This is a genomic window from Leifsonia sp. Leaf336 (assembly GCF_001423695.1).
Classification (GTDB): domain Bacteria; phylum Actinomycetota; class Actinomycetes; order Actinomycetales; family Microbacteriaceae; genus Leifsonia.
In genome coordinates, this window is record NZ_LMOZ01000002.1 from 14,308 (window position 1) to 33,013 (window position 18,706).

An 18,706-nucleotide genomic window follows, 5' to 3' on the forward strand; every position below is an offset into this window, starting at 1 on the left:
TCAACTGTCGGTGAGGAGCTGCAGGGCGGTGGCCCGGTCGGTGATGAGGATGTTGACCCAGCCGCCGAGGACCGCACCACGGATGGCCGCGTGCTTGCGCTCGCCGCCTGCTATGCCGATGCGCCGAGGAATGGCGCGCAGGGTCTCGCTGGTGATGCCGAGCACCCTGTCGTTGAGATCAGTGCGGACGAGCTCGCCGGCCTGATCGAAGAAGCGGAGGCAGACGTCCCCGACGGCTCCGGCGGCCTGGAGCGCCTCCGTCTCGATCTGATCGACGGCGTTTCCCGACGATGCGAGCAGTGTGGAGGGTTCGAGTGCGCCGATGCCTGCCACGAGGGTGTTGAGGTCGCGCCACTGATCGACCATGGATCCCAGATAGCGGTCGTCCATGAGGGCATCTCGCGCGGCCTTCGACCCCACGATCCCTGGGGCGGGGAAGAATCGCGGAGTCGCGCCCATGACGCGGGCGAATTGGTCGGCGAGGTGATTGGCCTGCACCTGGACGTCGGGGCGGCCCACACCACCGAGAACCTGGACGACCTCGCGGGAGGCGCGCACCGGACCGATCGGAGCCATCGAGTTGACGGTCGTGAGCAGGGTCTGGGACCAGGAGGAGATCCCGATCCTCTCGGCTGTCGAGAGGGCGCTCTCCAAATAGGTGGCGGCAGCCGATCCGAGCGCAGCGAGCATCGACAGGTCGTCTGCCGCGATCGGTTCTGCCACGACGGCGTCGATGAGGCCGAAGCGTTCGGTGAGCGCTTCCTCGATGTCTGCGTAGAGCCCTGCGGGAGAGACGACCACCGTGCGCACGATTCCCGATTCTGCGGCCTGCTTGAGCAGCCGCGACACTCGGGACTGCGAGAGGTTGAGCCGTTCAGCGATCTCCGGCTGGCGCAGTCCCGCCTCGTGATACAGCTTCGCCACCTTGGTGACGAGCGAGAGCCGCTCGTCGGTGAACGGTACGGGGGAGGCGGGACTGGCCGGATCGGTCATGGCGCCCACTCTAGCTGCGGCGGAGCCGACGTTCTCGCTCGTCACCACCCGTACAGGGCATCCTGCGCGAGCTCCAGCGCCGCGACCGCGTCGTGCTTCGACTGCGCCTCCGCGAGCGCATCGAAGTCCAGCCGGTCGAGGCCCAGCTCGACCTTCTTCAGGAAGCGGATGGCCGACTTCGCGGCGCCGACCGAGTCCTCGCGGAAGGGGAACTGGTCGAGCTGCCAGACGCCCTCCCAGCCGTTCCTCCGCAGCGTGACGAAGAACTCGAACAGCTCGATCGGGTGCACGGTGCCGGCGATCATGTCGTCGTCCCACGAGCGGAGGTTGTCGTTGACGTCCATTCCGAACAGGCGGCCGTAGTCGATCGCCAGCTGCGCCGAGTCGGCCGGTGACTCGCCGCCGAACAGCGCATGACCGAAATCGAGCAGGATGCCCACGTTGGGCAGGCCGATCTTCTCGATCCCCAGCAGCGTGCGGGCGACGGAGTCGAAGCTCATGTGCACGCGCGGCTCGCGCGGCTTGTACTCGATCACGAACTTCAGGTCCGGGTTCTCGGAGGCGAGCTGTCCGACGCCGTCGAGCGACGCCTTCCAGAGGGCGCCGTGGTCGACCTGGAACGGGTAGTCCCAGCCGTCCTGACCGGGCCACAGCTTGACGTAGTCGGCGCCGAAGGCGCGCACCTGGTTCGCCGCGTCGGTGATCAGTTCGTGCGCCAGCCGGCGTACGCCCGGGTCTGGGTTGGTGAAGGAGCCCTTGGCGAAGACGCGGGTATAGATCTCCGGCGTGATGCCGATGACGGAGAGGTTGTTCCTGTCGAGCGCCTGCTTGATCTGATCGTTGCTGAAGTCGCCGCCGAAGAACGGGTAGTTCAGGTCGACGACGTCCAGGTCGCCGACCCGGCCCGCGAGGTCGATGGCGTCGATGATGGTGCGCGGCTCGCCGTAGCCGTCAGTGGCGTAGCGGTCCACGTAGGTGGCGAAGTGCCAGATGCCGGCGCCGTACTTCTGGTTGCTCATGGGGTCTCCTCGGACGTGCGGTTGGTGAAATCGGATGGTGTCGTGGCACGAAGGCGGGAGCGCGCGACGGCGGACTGCCAGCGTGCGCTTCGCGCGGAGCGTTCCTGGAAATCACTCCGCGGTTCGAATCTCGAGGTGGCGTCGCCCCAGGGCGGGATGCCGTCGCCCCAGATCCCGGCGCTCTGCCCGGCGAGCCAGGCCGTGCCGAGCGCGGACAGGGCGCTGTTCTGAGGCCGGAGGATCGTCCGACCGGAGAGGTCGGCCTGCAGCTGCATGACGAAGTCGTTCTCTGCGGGGCCGCCGTCGGCGTGGACCTCGTCGATGCGTGTGCGGCCGCCCAGGTCGGCGGCTGCGAGGACGTCTTCGATCTGGAGGGCGATGGAATCCACAGCTGCTCGAGCGAGTTCGGCTCGGGTCGTGCCCAGAGTCAGACCGCTGATGAGTCCGACCGCTCTGTCGTCCCACCAGGGCGCGCCGAGTCCTCCGAACGCCGGGACCACGTCGAGCGGTGCAGGCGCGGCGGTCTCGGCCAGGTGGATCAACTCGGCGACGTTCGTTCCCAGTAGCTCGGCGAGCCAGACGAGGGTGCCGCCGGTGGACAGGATGTTGCCCTCGAAGGCGTGCGTGAGGGTACCGGATCGCGACCAGGCGATGGTGTTCGCGAGAGAGCTCTGACGGACCGTGTCGCTCAGGCCCATCACCGACGACCCGGTTCCGTACGTGACCTTGACAGCGCCTTCCCGGCGGATGCCGTGTCCGAAGAGGGCGGCGTGCGAGTCGCCTAAGACGCTCCTCACCGCGGCGCCGTCGAGTCGGGAATCGGGCAGAGGCCGGCTCTGCGCATCGGAGTCCACGATGTCGGGCAGGGCGGCGCGGGGGATGTCGAACACCTCGAGGAGGGGATCGCTCCACTCGCCCGTGCGGACGTCGACGAGTTGGGTGCGGCTGGCGTTGCCCCGTTCGATGCGTCGTTCGCCTGCCAGGTCGTTCAGCAGCCAGGCATCGACCGTGCCCAGCGTGATCTCGCCGGCCGCCGCCCTGCGGCGATCGGGGTCGATGCGGTCGAGCACCCAGGAGAGCTTCAGTGCCGAGAACATCGCATCGACGGGCAGTCCGGAGATCGCCCGGACCGCCCGACCGACCGAGGATGCGTTGAGTCGCGCGGCCCTGTCGCTGGTCCTGCGGTCCTGCCATCCCAGTACCGGGCTGAGAGGCGTCCCGGTCCGGGTGTCCCACGCCACCGCTGATTCGCGCTGCGTACTGAGCGCGATGCCCGCGGCCGGCGTATCCGCCTGATCCCGCAGGGTGGCCAGCACGGATCGCACCGACCGGGCGATCTCCGTCGGGTCCTGCTCGACCTGCCCCCGTCCGGGATGGGACTGTCCGATCGGGACGGACGCGGTCGCGAGCACCTCACCGGAAGCGGCGACGGCGAGCCCCTTCGTCGAACCGGTCCCTTGGTCGACGGTGAGGATCACTCCGTCGTGGTTGTACGTCATCGGGACAATGCTCGCAGGGCGGCCGCGCGGATGTCAGGGGCGGTGAGCCCGGCGTGCTCCAGCAGGAAGGACGCGCTTCCTGTCGATGCGAACTCGTGGAAGCCCAGGATCTCGACCGGCACGCGGTCGGTGCCGGAGACCACCACCGATGCGACTGCCGCGCCGAGTCCGCCGGCGACGTTCGCCTCTTCGACGGTGACGATTGCGCGGGTGTGTGCCGCGGCGTCCGAAATGGCGTCGATGTCGAGCGGAGCGAGGTAGACGGCGTTGAGCACGCGGGTCGACGTTCCCGCCGTTTCGAGGAGTTCGGCGGCCTCCAGCGCTCGCGGAACCATCGTGCCGACGGCGACGATGGTGACGTCGTGTCCGTCGCGGAGCTGTTGGAAGCGGCCGCGATCGAACGTCTCGGTCTCCGTGACGAGGTCCGGTACTTTGTAGCGGCCGACGCGGATGTAGGTGGGCCGCGGGTTTTCGACCGCGGCGCGGATCGCTGCGCGGGTCTGGCTGCGATCCGCGGGGACGACGATGTCGAGGCCCGGGAGGGCGCGGAGCCAGGAGAAGTCTTCGATCGAATGGTGAGTGGGGCCGAGTTCGCCGTAGGCGACGCCCGGGCTCATGCCGCAGAGGATGACCGGCAGCCGGCTGTAGGCGACGTCGGCCTTGACCTGCTCCAGGGCTCGCCCGGTGAGGAAGGGGCCGGCTGCGCAGACGAAGGGGATCAGACCGGCGTTCGCGAGACCCGCTCCTACTCCCACCATGTTCTGCTCTGCGATTCCGACGTTGATCAGCCGGTCGGGGAACCGTTCGCGGAATCCGCCGAGGTTGCTGGACCCGACGGAGTCGTTGCAGACGGCGACGATGCGCGGGTCCTGCTCCGCTAGCGCGATGAGCTCCTCGGCGAAGGCGACCCGGTTGTCGTAGGTCGGGACGAGGGTTTCGGTGGTTGTCATGCCAGCTCCTTGAGGGCCTGCTCGACCTGCTCGGCGGAGGGCACCTTGTGATGCCATTCGACCCGGTCTTCGATGAATGAGACGCCCTTGCCCTTGGTCGTGTTGGCGATGACCGCGACAGGTCTGCCCGAGCTCGACGGGCCGAACGCGGCCAGCAGCTGGCCGTAGTCGTGGCCGTCGATCTCGCGGACCTCCCAGCCGAACGACTCCAGCTTCTCGTCGAGCGGGTCGAGCGCGTTCGTGTCCTCGGTGCGAGCACCCTGCTGCAGGCGGTTGCGGTCGACGACGACGGTGAGGTTGTCGAGCCGGAACTGGGCAGCCGACATGAACGCCTCCCAGTTGGAACCCTCCTGCAACTCCCCGTCGCCGGTGACGACGATCACGCGGCTTCCGTCGCCGTTGAGCTTCGCGCCGATCGCCGCACCGACGCCGACCGGGAGCCCGTGGCCCAGCGGCCCCGTGTTGGTTTCGACCCCGGGCACCTTGTTGCGGTTGGGGTGGCCGTTGAGCGGTGACAGCGGCTCCATGAAGGAGGACAGCCGCTCGGGGGCGAAGAACCCGCAGGAGGCCAGCGTGGAATAGAAGGCGGCCGAGCAGTGCCCCTTCGACAGGATGAATCTGTCGCGCCCGCTCGCCGTGGGGTTCGCCGGGTCGACATCGAGCACGGCCAGGTATGCGACGGTGAGGATGTCGGCCACGGAGAAGTCGCCGCCGATGTGGCCGAGCTGTGCGCGGTCGATCATGTTCACCACGGATCGGCGGATGCCGTTCGACCACGCGTGGAGGATTTCGTCTCGTGTCGCGGCGTCCGCCCCGGCGATCTCGGTCCGGGTCGCCACCCAGTACGCGCGTGCGCGGTCGTCAGCGGTCAGGGGCGACGACGGTTCGAGCTGCGTCACGATCTCCTGCCGATCTGTTGTGCATGTTCATGCATGGGTGGGTCTTCATTCATAATCGCATCGTAGCTCGTCGCTTGCAAGAAGTGTCAACCGTGACGATATATGCGCAAATCGGTTGAGGATTCACGGTTCCGCGGCCAGAATCAGCCGCATGACCAGAACTCTTGACCGCTATTCGCCATTGAGCTCGGCGCTCGACAACGAGCACGCTCGTGCGGTTCTCGAAAGGGTGATCCCCGACGTCGTCGCCTCGCCGCTCGCGCAGGGCCTGCGCACAGCCCCGCTGGGAGGATTCCTCCAGTTCGTCATGAGGCCGGACACCGCGAAGGTGGAGGAGCTGCTGGCGGCACTGGCGACGATCGAAGACACGTCGGAGCAGTCGGAGGAGCCGGCGTCGATCGCGCCCGCTACGGACTACGAGCCGGACAGCGTTCCGTCGGGCTCGGCCCGCGTGAGCATCCCGGACTCGGCGACTCGCAACGAGACGGTCGAGATCGGGTTCGACGGGCCGTCGCACGGCAACCCGTTCATCGAGGTGGAGCTTCACGTCCGTTTCGAGAAAGGATCGGACACCGTGGTCGTGGGCGGCTTCTACGACGGCGGTGGCCGATTCCTCGTCCGCTTTCTTCCGCCCGCGGCCGGCAGCTGGACGTTCGTGACGGAGTCGAACGCCCGATCCCTCGATGGGATCGGCGGCGCGGTGGAGGTGAGGGAGGGGCGCGCGCGTGGACCTGTTCGCGTCGACGAGGGGGGATCTTCGCGTACTCCGACAGCACCCCGTTCGTAGGTTTCGGAACGACCGCCTATGCATGGACCCACCAGAGCGCCGGATTGCAGGACCAGACGATCGAAACGCTGGCCCTGACGCCGTTCAACAAGATCCGGATGGGGCTGTTCCCCAAGGACTACCTCTACAACAAGAACGAGCCGGAGAGCTTCGTCTTCCCGCGCAGCGACGACGGCTGGGACACGACGCGGTTCGACCTCGATTACTTCGCGAACCTCGAACGACGCATTGCACAGCTCGCCGAGCTCGGCATCGAGGCCGACCTGATTCTGTTCCACCCGTATGACCGGTGGGGCTTCAGCAGGCTCGGCCAGGTGGCCGACGAGCGCTACCTCACCTATGTGGTGCGTCGTCTCGCCGGTTTCGCGAACGTGTGGTGGTCGATGGCGAACGAGTACGACCTCCTGACGGCCAAGCGGCCGGAGGACTGGCATCGGCTGGCGCAGGTGGTCGCGCGCGAGGATCACGCGGGGCATCTGCTGTCGATCCACAACTGGCTGGAGGTCTTCGACTTCTCGGCGGGCTGGGCCACGCATGCCAGCATCCAGCGTGGCTCCGACGAGATGGGGGGCCTGGTCGATGAGTGGCGCCACCGGTGGGGAAAGCCGGTCGCCGTCGATGAGTTCGGCTACGAGGGAGACCTGGACCAGGGGTGGGGGAACCTGACCGCTGAGGCGGTCGTGCAGCGGTTCTGGTCGGGAACCCTGCGCGGAGGTCACTTGACGCACGGCGAGACGTTCTGGTCCGAGGACGAGATCATCTGGTGGTCGCGGGGCGGTGTGCTGCGCGGCGAGAGCCCGGCCCGCATCGCCTTCCTGAAGAGGATCGTCGCCGAGTCGCCGACCGGAAGGGTCGATGCGCTTCCGGGAGACTGGGATGCTGTCACCGGCGGAGTCGCGGGCGAATACGTGCTCGTCTACTTCGGCGACCACCGGCCGCGCTTCCGTGACGTCACCGTTCCCGACGGAATGCGCGCGGAGATCGACATCGTCGACACCTGGGAGATGACCGTCACGACGTTGCCCGGCACGCACGAGGGCACGCTGCGTGTGCAACTTCCGGCGCGACCGGGCATCGCCCTTCGCTTCCGGGCGGCCGCATGATCATCGAGGAGGGCATGGTCGCGGTCGTCACCGGCGGCGCCAGCGGTATCGGGTTGGGGCTCGCGGAGGCGCTGGCAGACCGCGGGGTCCGGATCGTGGTCGCCGACATCCGGGCGGATGCCCTCGAACAGGCGGTGAGCGACATCCGGGCCCGCGGAGTGGACGCGGTCGGGCAGGCGACGGACGTGTCGGACGCGGGCGCCGTCGAGCGGATGGCCATCACGACGATGGCGACCTTCGGCCGCGTCGACCTGGTGTGCAACAATGCCGGGCTCGTGTCGCCCGGCGCGCCGATGTGGGAGCAGGAGGCGAGCACCTGGGATCGGATGATCGGTGTCAAGCTCCGGGGTGTCATCAACGGAGTCACGGCCTTCGCGCCGTACCTCGTCGCGCAGGGCAGCGGGCACATCCTGAACACCGCGTCCTCTGGCGGCCTCGCTCCTCTGCCGGGCCGCACACCGTACGCCGCGACCATGCACGCCGTCGTCGGGCTGACGGAGACCTTGGACCTGGAGCTGAAGGCGGCCGGCCCGGCGCTCGGCGCCACCGTGCTCTGTCCCGGGCTGGTCGATACCCCGTTGGGTCAGAACTCCGCGGCGCTCGGTGCGATCACGCTCCCCTCCGGGACAGCAGGTTCCATCGGGGACTTGCCGGGGGCGATGTCCGCCCGGGCGGTGGCCGATGCGGCGCTGATCGCTGTGGAGGCGGGTCGGGTTCACGTCGCCCCGGGAGATGGGGTCCTCGAGCGGGCCCGAAGCCGGGTCGAGCACCTCATCGCCGATCTGGAGGCGGCGCGCTGAAGGGTGCGCCGGTCAGGGCGCGGAGTTCATCGAGGTCCTGTCCCGGAGCAAGAGCTCGCAGGACCAATCCCGCTTCCGTCACGTCGAAGACTGCCCTGTCGGTGATGATGCGGTCGACGACTCCGACGCCGGTGAGTGGGAGAGCGCAGTTCTCGACGATCTTCGGGCTGCCGTCCTTCGCAACGTGCTCGGTGATGACGATGACACGCGGTGTTCCTGCGACGAGGTCCATCGCCCCGCCCATGCCTTTGACCAGCTTGCCGGGGATCGTCCAATTGGCGAGGTCCCCGCGTGCGGAGACCTGCAGCGCGCCGAGGATAGCCGCGGCGACGTGGCCGCCGCGGATCATGCCGAAAGAGGTGGCAGAGTCGAAGACGGCAGCGCCGGGCCGCACGGTGATCGTCTGCTTCCCGGCATTGATGAGATCGGGGTCCTCGTCGCCGTCCAACGGGTAGGGGCCGATGCCCAGGATGCCGTTCTCGCTCTGCAACGTCACGTCGACGCCCGGCGGCAGATGATTCGCGACGAGGGTCGGTATCCCGATTCCCAGGTTGACGTACTGTCCATCGCGCAGCTCGCTCGCCGCCAGCGCGGCCATCTCATCACGCGTCCACATGGTCGAACTCCTCGCGTCGGCGCACTGTGCGCTGCTCGATGTGTTTCGTCGTGTCGGCGACCTTCACGAGTCGTTGCACGAATATGCCCGGGGTGTGGATGTCATCGGGGTCGAGGTACCCGTCGACGACCTCCTCCGCCTCGACGAGCGTGATCCGGCCCGCGGTCGCAACGAGCGGGTTGAAGTTACGGGCCGCGAGCCGGTACCGGAGGTTGCCGGCCGCATCCGCCTGATGCGCGCGCACGAGTGCCACGTCGGCGACGATGCCGAGCTCCAGGATCGCCCGGACGCCGGAGAACGTCTGCTCCTGCTTGCCCTCGGCGATCGGGGTCCCCACGCCGGTCGGGGTGAAGAACGCGGGGATGCCGGCCCCGCCCGCGCGCAAGCGCTCGGCGAGCGTCCCCTGCGGGACGAACTCCAGGTCGAGCGCGCCCGAGAGGTACTGCTCGGCGAGAAGCTTGTTCTCGCCCGCGTACGAGACCAGCGCTCTCCTCACCTGGCCGCTTTCGAGCAGGAGTCCGAGTCCCTTGCCGTCGGTGCCCAGGTTGTTGCTGACGATCGTGAGGTCGCGTGCTCCGGTGTCTCGCAGAGCGGCGATCAGGTTGGAGGGGATGCCGGAGAGGCCGAACCCCCCGACGGCGATCGTCATGCCGTCACTCACGACGCCGGCGATCGCCGCCGCCGCGCTCTCCCAGGACTTGCTCGCCATCCCACTCCTGCGCTCATGCGGGACCCTCGTCGCGAGTGGCCCCGTGGGGGTCCAGTGTCGTTCATCCTGCTGTCGCACCGCTCGGGTGCACGTCGGTTTTGCGCAACTGTCGGCGCACGGGCGATCGCGTACGACCGTCGGCCGCATGCTGGAACTGCCTTGTACTCAGACCCCGGAGCCTTCCATGACGACCAACCCATTCGAATCCGCGCGATGGATCTCGCGCGCCGTGCCGGCCGCCACGCGCGTCAGGCGCAATGCGGCGAGCGAGGCGGTGGAGTGGGTGGCTCCCGGGCATTCGCTGGCGCAGACCTTCTTCAGTCAGGGGCCGCTGTCCGCGGTGAGCGTGGACATCGCCGCCCCACGCGACGCCGAGGATCCGTTCGCGGTCGATGTCCGCTTCGTGATCCGGGTGCTGAACGCCGGCGGCGAGGCCGTCGGCGAGCTGGTCGCCGACGGACCCCAGCTGCTGTGGGAGCGGCTGGACCGGTTCATCCCGATCACCCCTCCGGCCCCTCCGGGCGAGTACACCATCGTGCTGGAGGCCGAACGCGAGACCGTCGGCTGGTATTTCGCCGATGGGTCATCGACGGGCGCCGACGACGGCACCGCACCTCTCCCGCTGCAGGGCCAGGCTTGGACCGACGGCGACCCGGTCGAGGGAGTCCGTAGCGCGGCCGCCGAGACGATCCCTGCGCCCAATCCCGTCTTCCGAACCCGGTTCACCCTGCCATCGGCGGCGAAGCAAGCGACGGTCACGGCGGTCGTGCTCGGGTGCGGATTCGTCACGATCAACGGCATCCGTGTCGGCGAAGAGGCCCTCGAGCCGGCCGTGACGAACTACGACCGCTCCGTCCTCTACCGGACGTGGGAGGTGGCGCACCTGCTCCGAGCGGGCGTCAACACGATCGAGATCGACGCCGGCCGCGAACGATTCGCTGCCAGAGGGGGCGACATCTGGGGGTGGTACCTGGCCCCCTGGCATCGCGAACCGATGGCCCTGGCCCGGATCGACGTGCGCCACGACGACGGTGGGATCTCGACGCTCGTGACGGACGAGACATGGGAGACGGCGGCGGGACCGGTCAAGGTGGACACGCTTTTCGGGGGCGAGCAGTGGGCCCTCGACGCGGCCGACGCCGAGTGGCGGCCGGTGACCGTTGTGGCAGGTCCTGCGGGGGAGCTGCGTCCCGCCTCGCACCCTCCGGTGACGGCGGGTCCTCCGCGGCCGCCCGTGAGCATCGATGCCGTCTCGGACAACTCGTGGGTATTCGACTTCGGAGAGGTCATGACCGGGCGCTTGCGCTGTACCGTGTCCGGCGCCCCTGGAGGCCTCGTCACTGTCGTCTCCGGCGAGCAGCGTGACGGTGACGGGAACGTCACCTGCGACAACTACCTCGTCGCCGGGCCGGCCCAGGTGGACTCCCTTCGGCTGGATCGGGAGACCGAGGAATACAGCTGGGAACCGCAGTTCGGCTACCGGGGGTTCCGGTGGATCCAGGTCACGACCACCGGCGGCGTCGATGTCTCCCAGGTTCGCGCCGTCCCCCTCTACACGCCACTCAGCACGGTGGGCGAACTCACCGTCAGCGAACCGCTGCTCGAGTGGATCGACAGCGCGACCGCACGAACGTTCAGGAACAACCTGCACGGCATCCCCACCGACACCCCCATCTACGAGAAGAACGGCTGGACGGCGGACGCCCACCTCGCCACCGAAGGTCTCCTCCACCATTTCGACCTGCGGTCCTCGTTCGGCAAGTGGTTGGACGACCATGCGGATGCGCAGTCGTCCGACGGTGCCATCCCCCAGATCGTGCCGACCCCAGGCTGGGGTCGGCGCACCGACCCGGCGTGGTCGTCCTCCGCGGTCCTGATCCCCTGGTACCTGTATCGCGAGTACGGTGACCCGGGGCTGCTGGAGCGGCACGAATCGATGGTGCGCCGCTACGCGGACGGGCTGCTCGGACGTCTGAAGGACGGTTTGTGGCCCGACCGCACCTGGGGCGACTGGCTTGCGCCGGGTCATGGTGTCGCCCCCGAGGGACGGGTCTCCATCGGGACCATCATGTCGGTGACGGCCTTTCAGCACGTGGCGGCCATTCTCGATGCGATCGGGCGGCAGGACTCCGGCGCATACCTCGATGCCGCGAGGGCGACGGCCGATGCCTATCACCGTGAGTTCTTCGACCCGATTGCCGGGCACTATCGCGTGCGGGGAGTCGGGTACCGGCAGTCACTCAATGTGCTTCCGCTGGCGTTCGACACCGTTCCCACCGAGCACGTCGAGACTGTCCGGGCGAGCCTGATCGGCGATCTCGAGGGTCGCACTGCCGGCCACCTCGATCTCGGCGCCGTGGGTGTGCGTCATCTGCTGCCGGTGCTCTCGGCCGCCGGACGGGACGATCTCGCCCTGACCGTCCTCCTGCAGCGCAGCCGACCGGGATGGGGCGTCTGGTTCGACGCGGGCGAGAGGACCCTCCTCGAGTCGTGGGACGTGGACGCACGATCGCGCAACCACTACTTCCTCGGCTCCGTCTCGTCCTGGATTCAGCAGAGGGTCGGCGGCCTTCGCCTCACCGCGCCGGGATGGCATGAGTTCGAGGTGGCGCCCGTGGAGGACGATCGGGTGACTCACGCGGCCATCCGCCATCGCACCCCGCTCGGCGATGCGGCGGTCAGGTGGTCGCGTGGTCCGGGCGGGTGGGATCTGCGGGTGACCGTTCCCTCGGGAGCTGACGCCAGGGTGCCCGTTGCAGGGACGGACTGCATTCTCGGCCCAGGCGAGCACCGGCTCCGGGTCACCGCCGAGACTCGCTGACCGCACTTGCGCAAAAGTCCTCGTCCGGGGGCCGCAATGGCTCAAACTGGATTACGCTCGTCGAAATGCTAATAGTCAGAATCTAGTTCCGTATGACGGAAATTTGACGACGAGATATGCGATCGGAAAAGAAGTCAACGATGACCACAGCAACGAACCGCCCGCCCCGGGTGGCGACGTCGTCACTCGACGACATCCCGCACAAGCCCGCACGCCGCCGGCCGCGCCGCAACAGCGTCGGCGCGAAACTGTGGTGGTTCGTACTCCCTGCGGCGGCGATCTATCTGTACGTGGTGCTCGCCCCGACCTTCCAGGGCATCGGCTCGGCGTTCACGAACTGGTCCTTCTCGAACCCGAATCCCACGTTCACCGGTTGGGACAACTTCACCAAGATCTTCCAGTCGGATGCTGGTCCTGCGGCCCTCCGCACGCTCGTGATCGCGTTCATCGTCGTGGTGCTGCAGAACGTGTTCGGGCTCGGACTGGCCCTGCTCCTGACTGGCAGGATCGCCGGGCGGAATGTCTTGCGGACGATCATCTTCGCGCCGATGGTCGTCTCGGCGCTGGTCGTCGGCTATCTGTTCAAGTTCATCTTCGGGCCGCCCGGCATCGGCGCCGCCAATCTGGTGCTTCACTCGCTCGGGTTGCCGCAGGTCGATTTCCTCGGCAACCCCACCTCGGCCTTGTGGATCATCATCGTCACGATCGTCTGGCAGTTCACCGGCTCGACGATGATCATCTACCTCGCGGGGCTGCAGGGCGTACCGGCCGAGCTGTTGGAGGCCGCCTCCCTCGACGGCGCAGGGTACTGGAAGCGGTTCTGGTTCGTGACCCGTCCGCTGCTGGCGCCCGCCATCACCATCAACCTCATGATCGGACTCATCGGGGGGTTGAAGATCTTCGACCAGATCTTCTCCATCACCGGCGGCGGCCCGGGCGGCCAGACGCAGACGATCTCGACGCAGATCTACCAGATCTTCAGCCAGTTCGGCGAATGGGGAGAGTCGGCGGCGTTCGCCCTGGTGCTCGCCGTGGCTGTCGGAGTGCTGTCGTTCATCCAGTTCACGGTTCTTCGTCGTCAGGAGAGGAAGTCATGAAAGGTCGCCTCGGCACCCGCATCGGGTCCCATGTTCTCGCCTACGGGGTGACGATCGTCTTCCTCATCCCCGTGTATATCCTGGTGAACCTGTCTCTTCGCAGTCCGGACGACCTCACGCCGGCGATCTTTCCCACCCTGCGGCCGACGCTCGACAACTTCATCGGCGCCTGGAACGGTTCGCCGCTACCGGGGTCCATCGTCACCAGTCTGATCGTGACGAGTCTGTCGTGCGTCGTCGTCCTCGGGCTCGCCACCATGGCCTCCTACCCGCTGGCCCGGTCCACCGCGCGGCTCTCCAACGCGACGTTCTACTTCTTCCTCGTCGGTTTGCTCCTTCCGTTCCAGCTCGCCCTGATCCCGCTCTACATCCAGATGCGCGACCTCGGGTTGCTCGGGAGTATCTGGTCGCTGGTGATCGTGTATGCGGGAGTGCAGATGCCGTTCTCGATCTTCCTCATCACCACGTTCATCCGCTCCAGCGTCCCGACCGAGTACGAGGAGGCCGGGCAGATCGACGGCTGCAGCCCGATCCAGACCTTCTGGCACGTGGTGGTCCCGCTTCTGCGACCGGTGCTCGGCACCTGCCTCATCCTCAACGCGGTCGGAATCTGGAACGACTTCTTCACACCGCTGATCTATCTGGCCGGCAGCGACCAGGTCACCATCCCCATGGCCATCTACCAGTTCGTCGGGCAGTACACGAGCAACTGGCCTCTCATCTTCGCTTCGCTGATCATCTCGATGATCCCCGTCCTCGCCCTGTACCTGATCTTCCAGCGGTACGTCATCCAAGGCTTCGCGGGCGGTCTCAAAGGCTGACAGCGGCACTCCGTCCGGCCGCATACTCCGCCGGGCTTCCCCCACCACAGCACAACCTGACACAGACAAGGATCCAGATCGATGAAGATCAAGAAACGAGTCATCGCGACTGCGGTAATCGCGCTCGCGTCGATCTCCCTCACCGCATGCTCGGGCAGCGGCAGCTCCGGCACCGCCGCCAGCGGCAAGATCGGGGGCACCCTCACCGGAGTCTTCTTCAGTGGGTTCAAGTCGACGTACGAGAAGATCGCGCAAGACTTCGAGAAGAAGTACCCGAACGTGAAGGTGAAGTTCAACTATCAGGGCGGCGACGTCGGTTCGCTGGTCATGACCCAGCTACAGGCGGGGACCGCACCGGACATCCTCACGTCTTTCCCCGGCGGAGACCCCACGGACAACGCCGACACCCTCGCCGCACTCGCCGCGCACAACCGCATCCTCCCACTGACGGCGAGCTGGACCGGGCAGATCCCGAAGGCGTGGGAGACCTCGTTCAATTACAAGGGCAAGACCTACGCCTACCCCGGCGCGCTGCAGCCGCTCTCGGCCATCTACAACAAGAGCAAGCTCGATGAGCTCGGGCTGAAGATCCCCGCCACGCTGGACGACGTCTACCAGCTCTGCAAGGACGCCAAGGCCAAGGGGGTGTACGCGTACGGCCAGGGTCTCGACGCGACGAGCCAGGGACCTCAGTTCCTCACCTTCGCTCAGAACGCGACTCTGATCGACGGCCCGGATCCCCAGTTCTCCGACAAGCTCGCCAGCGGCAAGGCGACGTACCCGACATCGCCCTACGTGAAGCAGTTCCAGATCTACCAGAAGATGTTCAACGACGGCTGCTTCGGCGATGGCTCCATCGGGCGCACCCGCGACCAGGCGGCGACGGAGGTCGCTGCAGGGCACGCGCTGGGCATCGTGGACGTGGGGGCTGTCCTCCCCACGCTCCAGAAGGCGGCTCCGAAGTCGACGTTCGCCATCGCGGCGATGCCGGCGACGAACGACGGCAAGACCTACATCACGGCGCTCCCGGGCTTCGTCACCACGATCAACGCGAAGGCCAAGAACCCGGCGACGGCACAGGCCTTCCTCGACTTCATGGGGACGCCGGAAGCGTCGCTCGTCTACGCCCAGGGGTTCTCGTCCGTTCCGGTGCTTCCCAACGACAAGTACAAGGCGCCGGCGGAACTCAAGGACTTCGCCGCCCTGATCGCCGACGGCAAGTTCGCACCGCTGGAGACGCTCCAGGCGCCCGTCCAGGCTGCGCTGAACCAGTCCGTGCAGTCGATGCTCCTCGGCAACGACACTCCCAAGGGCGTCGCGGAGAAATTGCAGGCGGCTTATACGAAGCCGTAGCGGAACACAGGCGGGGCGCCGGGCGAGAGCGGCGCCCCGCTTGGCCGGCCTGGCCACGGCGAGCTCCACGAGCCTGTCGGGCGCCGGGCACATGCGAGAGGTCAGGAGGTCGGGGTGGCCGAGCAGACGGGAAGTGTCACACTTCGGACGGTTGCTGAGGCTGCAGGGGTGTCGATATCGACGGCCTCCCGGGCGCTCGCGGGGCGAGGCGATCTGACGGCTGTCACCCGCCGCACGGTCCTGGCTGTCGCGGGAGAGCTCGGATACCGCCCCAGCCGCAGGAGTCACAATCGGCAGAGCGCCCTCGACCCCCGGTTGATCGAGCTCGTCCTCGGGACCTTCGACGACCCGTGGACGAGCAGCGTCGTCGCCGGCGTGCGCAAAGCCGCCTTCACGAGCGGATACGACCTCGTGCTCACGCTCGAGCGCGAGGACGTGGCCGACGATTGGCCGGCACGCGTCGCACGGCGTCGCCCCTCCGGCGTGATCCTCGGGGTCATCAAGCCCACTCGGGCCCAGCTGAGAGAGTTGACCGACGCGAACGTGCCGGTCGTCCTGCTCGACCCGATGTCCGATCCCCACGGCGAGGTCGCCAGCGTCGGGGCGACCGATTGGCAAGGCGGCTACGATGCGGGAGCGCATCTCGCCCGTACGGGTCTCACGACTTTCGTGTTCGTCTCGGGCGTGCCCCGCTATCGCTTCGGAAAGGCTCGGGAGGAAGGGTTCCGCGCCGCGATCCGTTCATTCCGCCCCGACGCGACGATCGTGCGTATCGACGGCGATTGGGGCGGTGCAGAGGTGACCCGAGGCTTCGCGGCGGCGGTGAGGGAACTCGGAACGCCGGTAGGTGTCTTCGCGAGCAATGACGACCTCGCGCTGGCCGTCTATCGAGCTGCCGAGAGGCTTCGATTGAGCATTCCGCATGATGTCAGCGTGATCGGATTCAACGACGAGCGCCGGGTGGCAATGGCCTCACCGCCGATGACGTCCGTCCGGCAACCCATTCACGCGATGTCGAGCCGGGCCGTGCAGCTCGTCGGCGAGCTGCGCTCCGGGTGCTCGCAGTCGCGTGAACGGGAGGAGCTGCGCACTGAGCTCGTGGTCAGACGATCAACTCTGCCAATATTACCATTTGCTCAATATTAGGATTGACTCGCGGGCTGCCGAAACCTAGGCTCCCAGCGTGACCTCGACGAGGAGTAACGAGCAATGACCGACACGATCACCGAATTCCAGATCGAAGACGAGCTCTTCCAGGAGCCGTACATCGACATCGATGAAGAGCGCACGGAACCCCGGGCGCACCGTTACGTCCACGGCGGGTTCGTCGGCACCGATACCCGGTTCTCGTTCTACTTCCCGCCGGCCGGCGCGTACGAGGGTCGCTTCTATCAGCACATCACCCCGGTGCCCGAGAGCGAGCACCTGGCGCCCCAGCTCTCCGGCGAAGAGGACAAGATCGGTTTCTCGTTCTCCTCCGGAGCCTTCTTCGTCGAGACGAACGGTGGGGGCGCACCGGATCTGAGCAAGGTGCAGCTCGACAACGACCCGACGATCGGGGCGTACCGGTCGCATGCAGCGGCGGCGCTCTATGCCAAGACGGTCGCCCAGTCGGTCTATGGTCCGCACACCACGTACGGCTATGCGTTCGGCGGATCCGGCGGCGGTTTCCGGACGATCGGTGCGGCCGAGAACACGCGCGACGCGTGGGACGGCTTCGTTCCCTATGTCATCGGGAGTCCGGTCGCGATCCCCAATGTCTTCACCGTCCGGATGCACGCGATGCGGGTTCTGCGAGACGTCCTCGACGACGTCGTCGACGTCGTCGAACCGGGATCCGAGCGAACTATCGACGACGCCCTGACGGGCGAGCAACGTGCCGCCTACGACGAGGTGACGAAGATGGGCTTCCCGCCCCCGTCGTGGTACGGCCATCGGACGATGGGGACGCAGGCGTTCGGTGTCCTCTACAAGTCGCTCGGTGCGATCGACCCCACGTACTACGACGATTTCTGGACTGTGCCGGGGTACCTCGGAGCCGATCCCGCGTCGTCCGTCCACCGCGACCGCGTCCGGCTCACGAGCACCGTCACCCGTGTCTATACCCGTCAGGAGGCGGCCGAGACCGGGCTGCTCCTGGGGATCGTGGACGGTCCTTCCGGCGGGGTCGACGAGGCGTTCAAGGGTGGTATCACGGGACCGGATGTCGTCGTCGCGTTCCGTATCGCGGACGCGCCGCACACGAACCCGATGAACTCGGTGATCGCCGTGCTCACGGGTGCGGCGGCGGGGACGGAGGCGACCAGCTCCGGTGTGGAAGGCGACTTGGTCCTGGTGGACTTCCCCGATCTGAGCCCCGGCCTGCAGACGCTGCGCGCGGGCGATGAGGTCAGCATCGACAACAGCAACCTGCTCGCCGCCCAGACCTACCATCGGCACCAGGTGCCCGACCGCGAGTTCACGGTGTGGGATCAGTTCCGTCTGGCCGACGGCTCCCCGAAGTATCCGCAGCGGCCCCTCCTGCTCGGACCGATCATGTCCCGTGGCGCGTCCGGTACCATCCAGTCGGGCGACATCGCAGACAAGATGATCGTCGTGGAGTCGCTCCACGATCGCGAGGCGTTCGCCTGGCAGGCCGACTGGTATCGCTCCAAGGTGCGCGAGCACCTGGGTGACGCGACGGACGACACCCTCCGCGTCTGGATGGTCGACCACGCGCTTCACGGCGATGTCGCGTACCAGGAGCATCCGACGCACACCGTGAGCTACCTGGGCGTGCTGCACACGGCGCTCCGCCAGGTGGCCGCGTGGGCGGAGGCCGGTGTCGAGCCCGCCCCATCGACCCGGTACGACGTGATGGACGGACAGATCGTACTTCCGGCGGCTGCGGGCGATCGCGGCGGGGTCCAGCCGACGGTCGTGCTGACCGCGAATGGCGCGCAGCGCGCGGACGTCGCCGCGGGGGAGCGGGTGGCGTTCCGTGCGGTGGCGGAGACCTCCGAGCAGGACGCGCGGATCGTCGAACTGCACTGGGATATCGACGGCTCCGGCCGGTTCGAGGATCGGCAGCCGGTCACGTCCGCGGGCCCGGCCACCCAGGAGAGGGCGCACATCTTCAGCGCACCCGGCACGTATTTCGTGACCGTCAAAGCCGTCGCTCAGCATGGTGAGAACACGGAGTCGCCGTTCGGCCGGATCCAGAACCTGGCGCGAGTCCGCGTCGTCGTCAGCTGAAGGAG

General features: G+C 67.4%; 16 protein-coding genes. 9 read left to right on the top strand and 7 right to left on the bottom strand.

Going from position 1 to position 18,706, the window contains the following annotated elements; genetic code table 11:
- Genes ASF88_RS09030 through ASF88_RS09050 form a run of 5 tightly spaced genes read right to left on the bottom strand, consistent with a single transcriptional unit; the run spans nt 1 to nt 5,360 of the window.
- Nucleotides 1–993 carry a sugar-binding transcriptional regulator gene (locus ASF88_RS09030; protein ID WP_055920186.1) on the bottom strand — a complete coding sequence of 331 codons (993 nt, stop codon included), beginning with the start codon at nt 991–993 and terminating at the stop codon, nt 1–3.
- 41 nt (nt 994–1,034) lie between these two features.
- Complete coding sequence (locus tag ASF88_RS09035) at nt 1,035–2,012, bottom strand: sugar phosphate isomerase/epimerase family protein (protein WP_055916990.1); 978 nt, start codon at nt 2,010–2,012, stop codon at nt 1,035–1,037.
- Nucleotides 2,009–3,511 carry an FGGY family carbohydrate kinase gene (locus ASF88_RS09040; RefSeq protein ID WP_055916993.1) on the bottom strand — a complete coding sequence of 501 codons (1,503 nt, stop codon included), beginning with the start codon at nt 3,509–3,511 and terminating at the stop codon, nt 2,009–2,011. Before ASF88_RS09040 ends, ASF88_RS09035 begins: the two co-directional genes overlap by 4 nt.
- On the bottom strand, nt 3,508–4,461 hold the full coding sequence (locus ASF88_RS09045; protein ID WP_055916996.1) for a transketolase family protein: 954 nt from the start codon (nt 4,459–4,461) through the stop codon (nt 3,508–3,510). The genes ASF88_RS09040 and ASF88_RS09045 overlap by 4 nt, the downstream gene beginning before the upstream one ends.
- On the bottom strand, nt 4,458–5,360 hold the full coding sequence (locus ASF88_RS09050) for a transketolase (protein ID WP_082518864.1): 903 nt from the start codon (nt 5,358–5,360) through the stop codon (nt 4,458–4,460). The genes ASF88_RS09045 and ASF88_RS09050 overlap by 4 nt, the downstream gene beginning before the upstream one ends.
- Before the next feature lie 151 nt (nt 5,361–5,511).
- On the opposite strand from ASF88_RS09050, the gene ASF88_RS20925 reads away from it, so the two are divergent.
- From ASF88_RS20925 to ASF88_RS09060, 3 genes are read left to right on the top strand one after another with little or no spacing between them, the layout of a single operon-like run.
- Nucleotides 5,512–6,147: a DUF5060 domain-containing protein gene (locus ASF88_RS20925; RefSeq protein ID WP_235493373.1), complete on the top strand. Its 636-nt coding sequence runs from the start codon at nt 5,512–5,514 to the stop codon at nt 6,145–6,147.
- Complete coding sequence (locus tag ASF88_RS09055; protein WP_235493475.1) at nt 6,114–7,250, top strand: DUF5605 domain-containing protein; 1,137 nt, start codon at nt 6,114–6,116, stop codon at nt 7,248–7,250. Before ASF88_RS20925 ends, ASF88_RS09055 begins: the two co-directional genes overlap by 34 nt.
- Complete coding sequence (locus tag ASF88_RS09060; RefSeq protein ID WP_055916999.1) at nt 7,247–8,050, top strand: SDR family NAD(P)-dependent oxidoreductase; 804 nt, start codon at nt 7,247–7,249, stop codon at nt 8,048–8,050. The genes ASF88_RS09055 and ASF88_RS09060 overlap by 4 nt, the downstream gene beginning before the upstream one ends.
- Here ASF88_RS09060 and ASF88_RS09065 read toward each other — a convergent pair.
- On the bottom strand, nt 8,022–8,666 hold the full coding sequence (locus ASF88_RS09065; RefSeq protein WP_055917002.1) for a CoA transferase subunit B: 645 nt from the start codon (nt 8,664–8,666) through the stop codon (nt 8,022–8,024). The genes ASF88_RS09060 and ASF88_RS09065 overlap by 29 nt on opposite strands.
- A complete protein-coding gene (locus tag ASF88_RS09070) occupies nt 8,653–9,375 on the bottom strand; it encodes a CoA transferase subunit A (protein ID WP_055917005.1) in 723 nt (240 codons plus the stop codon). Before ASF88_RS09070 ends, ASF88_RS09065 begins: the two co-directional genes overlap by 14 nt.
- Before the next feature lie 184 nt (nt 9,376–9,559).
- Here ASF88_RS09070 and ASF88_RS09075 point away from each other — a divergent pair, with 184 nt between their 5' ends.
- The 6 genes from ASF88_RS09075 (at nt 9,560) to ASF88_RS09100 (ending at nt 18,701) form a co-directional block, all read left to right on the top strand.
- Entirely contained in the window at nt 9,560–12,196 is a 2,637-nt protein-coding gene (locus tag ASF88_RS09075) for a family 78 glycoside hydrolase catalytic domain (RefSeq protein ID WP_055917008.1), read from the top strand.
- Between the two features lie 140 nt (nt 12,197–12,336).
- The gene (locus ASF88_RS09080; protein WP_055917011.1) at nt 12,337–13,293 is read left to right on the top strand and encodes a carbohydrate ABC transporter permease; all 957 of its coding nucleotides are present in this window, start codon (nt 12,337–12,339) and stop codon (nt 13,291–13,293) included.
- Complete coding sequence (locus tag ASF88_RS09085; protein WP_055917014.1) at nt 13,290–14,114, top strand: carbohydrate ABC transporter permease; 825 nt, start codon at nt 13,290–13,292, stop codon at nt 14,112–14,114. Before ASF88_RS09080 ends, ASF88_RS09085 begins: the two co-directional genes overlap by 4 nt.
- 81 nt (nt 14,115–14,195) lie before the next feature.
- Nucleotides 14,196–15,467, top strand: coding sequence for an ABC transporter substrate-binding protein (locus tag ASF88_RS09090; protein WP_055917017.1), 1,272 nt, complete (start codon nt 14,196–14,198; stop codon nt 15,465–15,467).
- Between the two features lie 114 nt (nt 15,468–15,581).
- Entirely contained in the window at nt 15,582–16,613 is a 1,032-nt protein-coding gene (locus ASF88_RS09095; protein ID WP_055917020.1) for a LacI family DNA-binding transcriptional regulator, read from the top strand.
- Between the two features lie 63 nt (nt 16,614–16,676).
- Nucleotides 16,677–18,701 carry a PKD domain-containing protein gene (locus tag ASF88_RS09100; protein WP_055917023.1) on the top strand — a complete coding sequence of 675 codons (2,025 nt, stop codon included), beginning with the start codon at nt 16,677–16,679 and terminating at the stop codon, nt 18,699–18,701.
- Nucleotides 18,702–18,706: the final 5 nt, after the last annotated feature.

Coding starts and splice junctions, on each gene's coding strand:
- ASF88_RS09080 (WP_055917011.1), top strand. CDS start 12,337: ATGACCACAGCAACGAACCGCCCGCCCCGGGTGGCGACGTCGTCACTC.
- ASF88_RS09075 (WP_055917008.1), top strand. CDS start 9,560: ATGACGACCAACCCATTCGAATCCGCGCGATGGATCTCGCGCGCCGTG.
- ASF88_RS09040 (WP_055916993.1), bottom strand. CDS start 3,511: ATGACGTACAACCACGACGGAGTGATCCTCACCGTCGACCAAGGGACC.
- ASF88_RS09060 (WP_055916999.1), top strand. CDS start 7,247: ATGATCATCGAGGAGGGCATGGTCGCGGTCGTCACCGGCGGCGCCAGC.
- ASF88_RS20925 (WP_235493373.1), top strand. CDS start 5,512: ATGACCAGAACTCTTGACCGCTATTCGCCATTGAGCTCGGCGCTCGAC.
- ASF88_RS09070 (WP_055917005.1), bottom strand. CDS start 9,375: ATGGCGAGCAAGTCCTGGGAGAGCGCGGCGGCGGCGATCGCCGGCGTC.
- ASF88_RS09045 (WP_055916996.1), bottom strand. CDS start 4,461: ATGACAACCACCGAAACCCTCGTCCCGACCTACGACAACCGGGTCGCC.
- ASF88_RS09100 (WP_055917023.1), top strand. CDS start 16,677: ATGACCGACACGATCACCGAATTCCAGATCGAAGACGAGCTCTTCCAG.
- ASF88_RS09035 (WP_055916990.1), bottom strand. CDS start 2,012: ATGAGCAACCAGAAGTACGGCGCCGGCATCTGGCACTTCGCCACCTAC.
- ASF88_RS09090 (WP_055917017.1), top strand. CDS start 14,196: ATGAAGATCAAGAAACGAGTCATCGCGACTGCGGTAATCGCGCTCGCG.
- ASF88_RS09065 (WP_055917002.1), bottom strand. CDS start 8,666: ATGTGGACGCGTGATGAGATGGCCGCGCTGGCGGCGAGCGAGCTGCGC.
- ASF88_RS09030 (WP_055920186.1), bottom strand. CDS start 993: ATGACCGATCCGGCCAGTCCCGCCTCCCCCGTACCGTTCACCGACGAG.
- ASF88_RS09085 (WP_055917014.1), top strand. CDS start 13,290: ATGAAAGGTCGCCTCGGCACCCGCATCGGGTCCCATGTTCTCGCCTAC.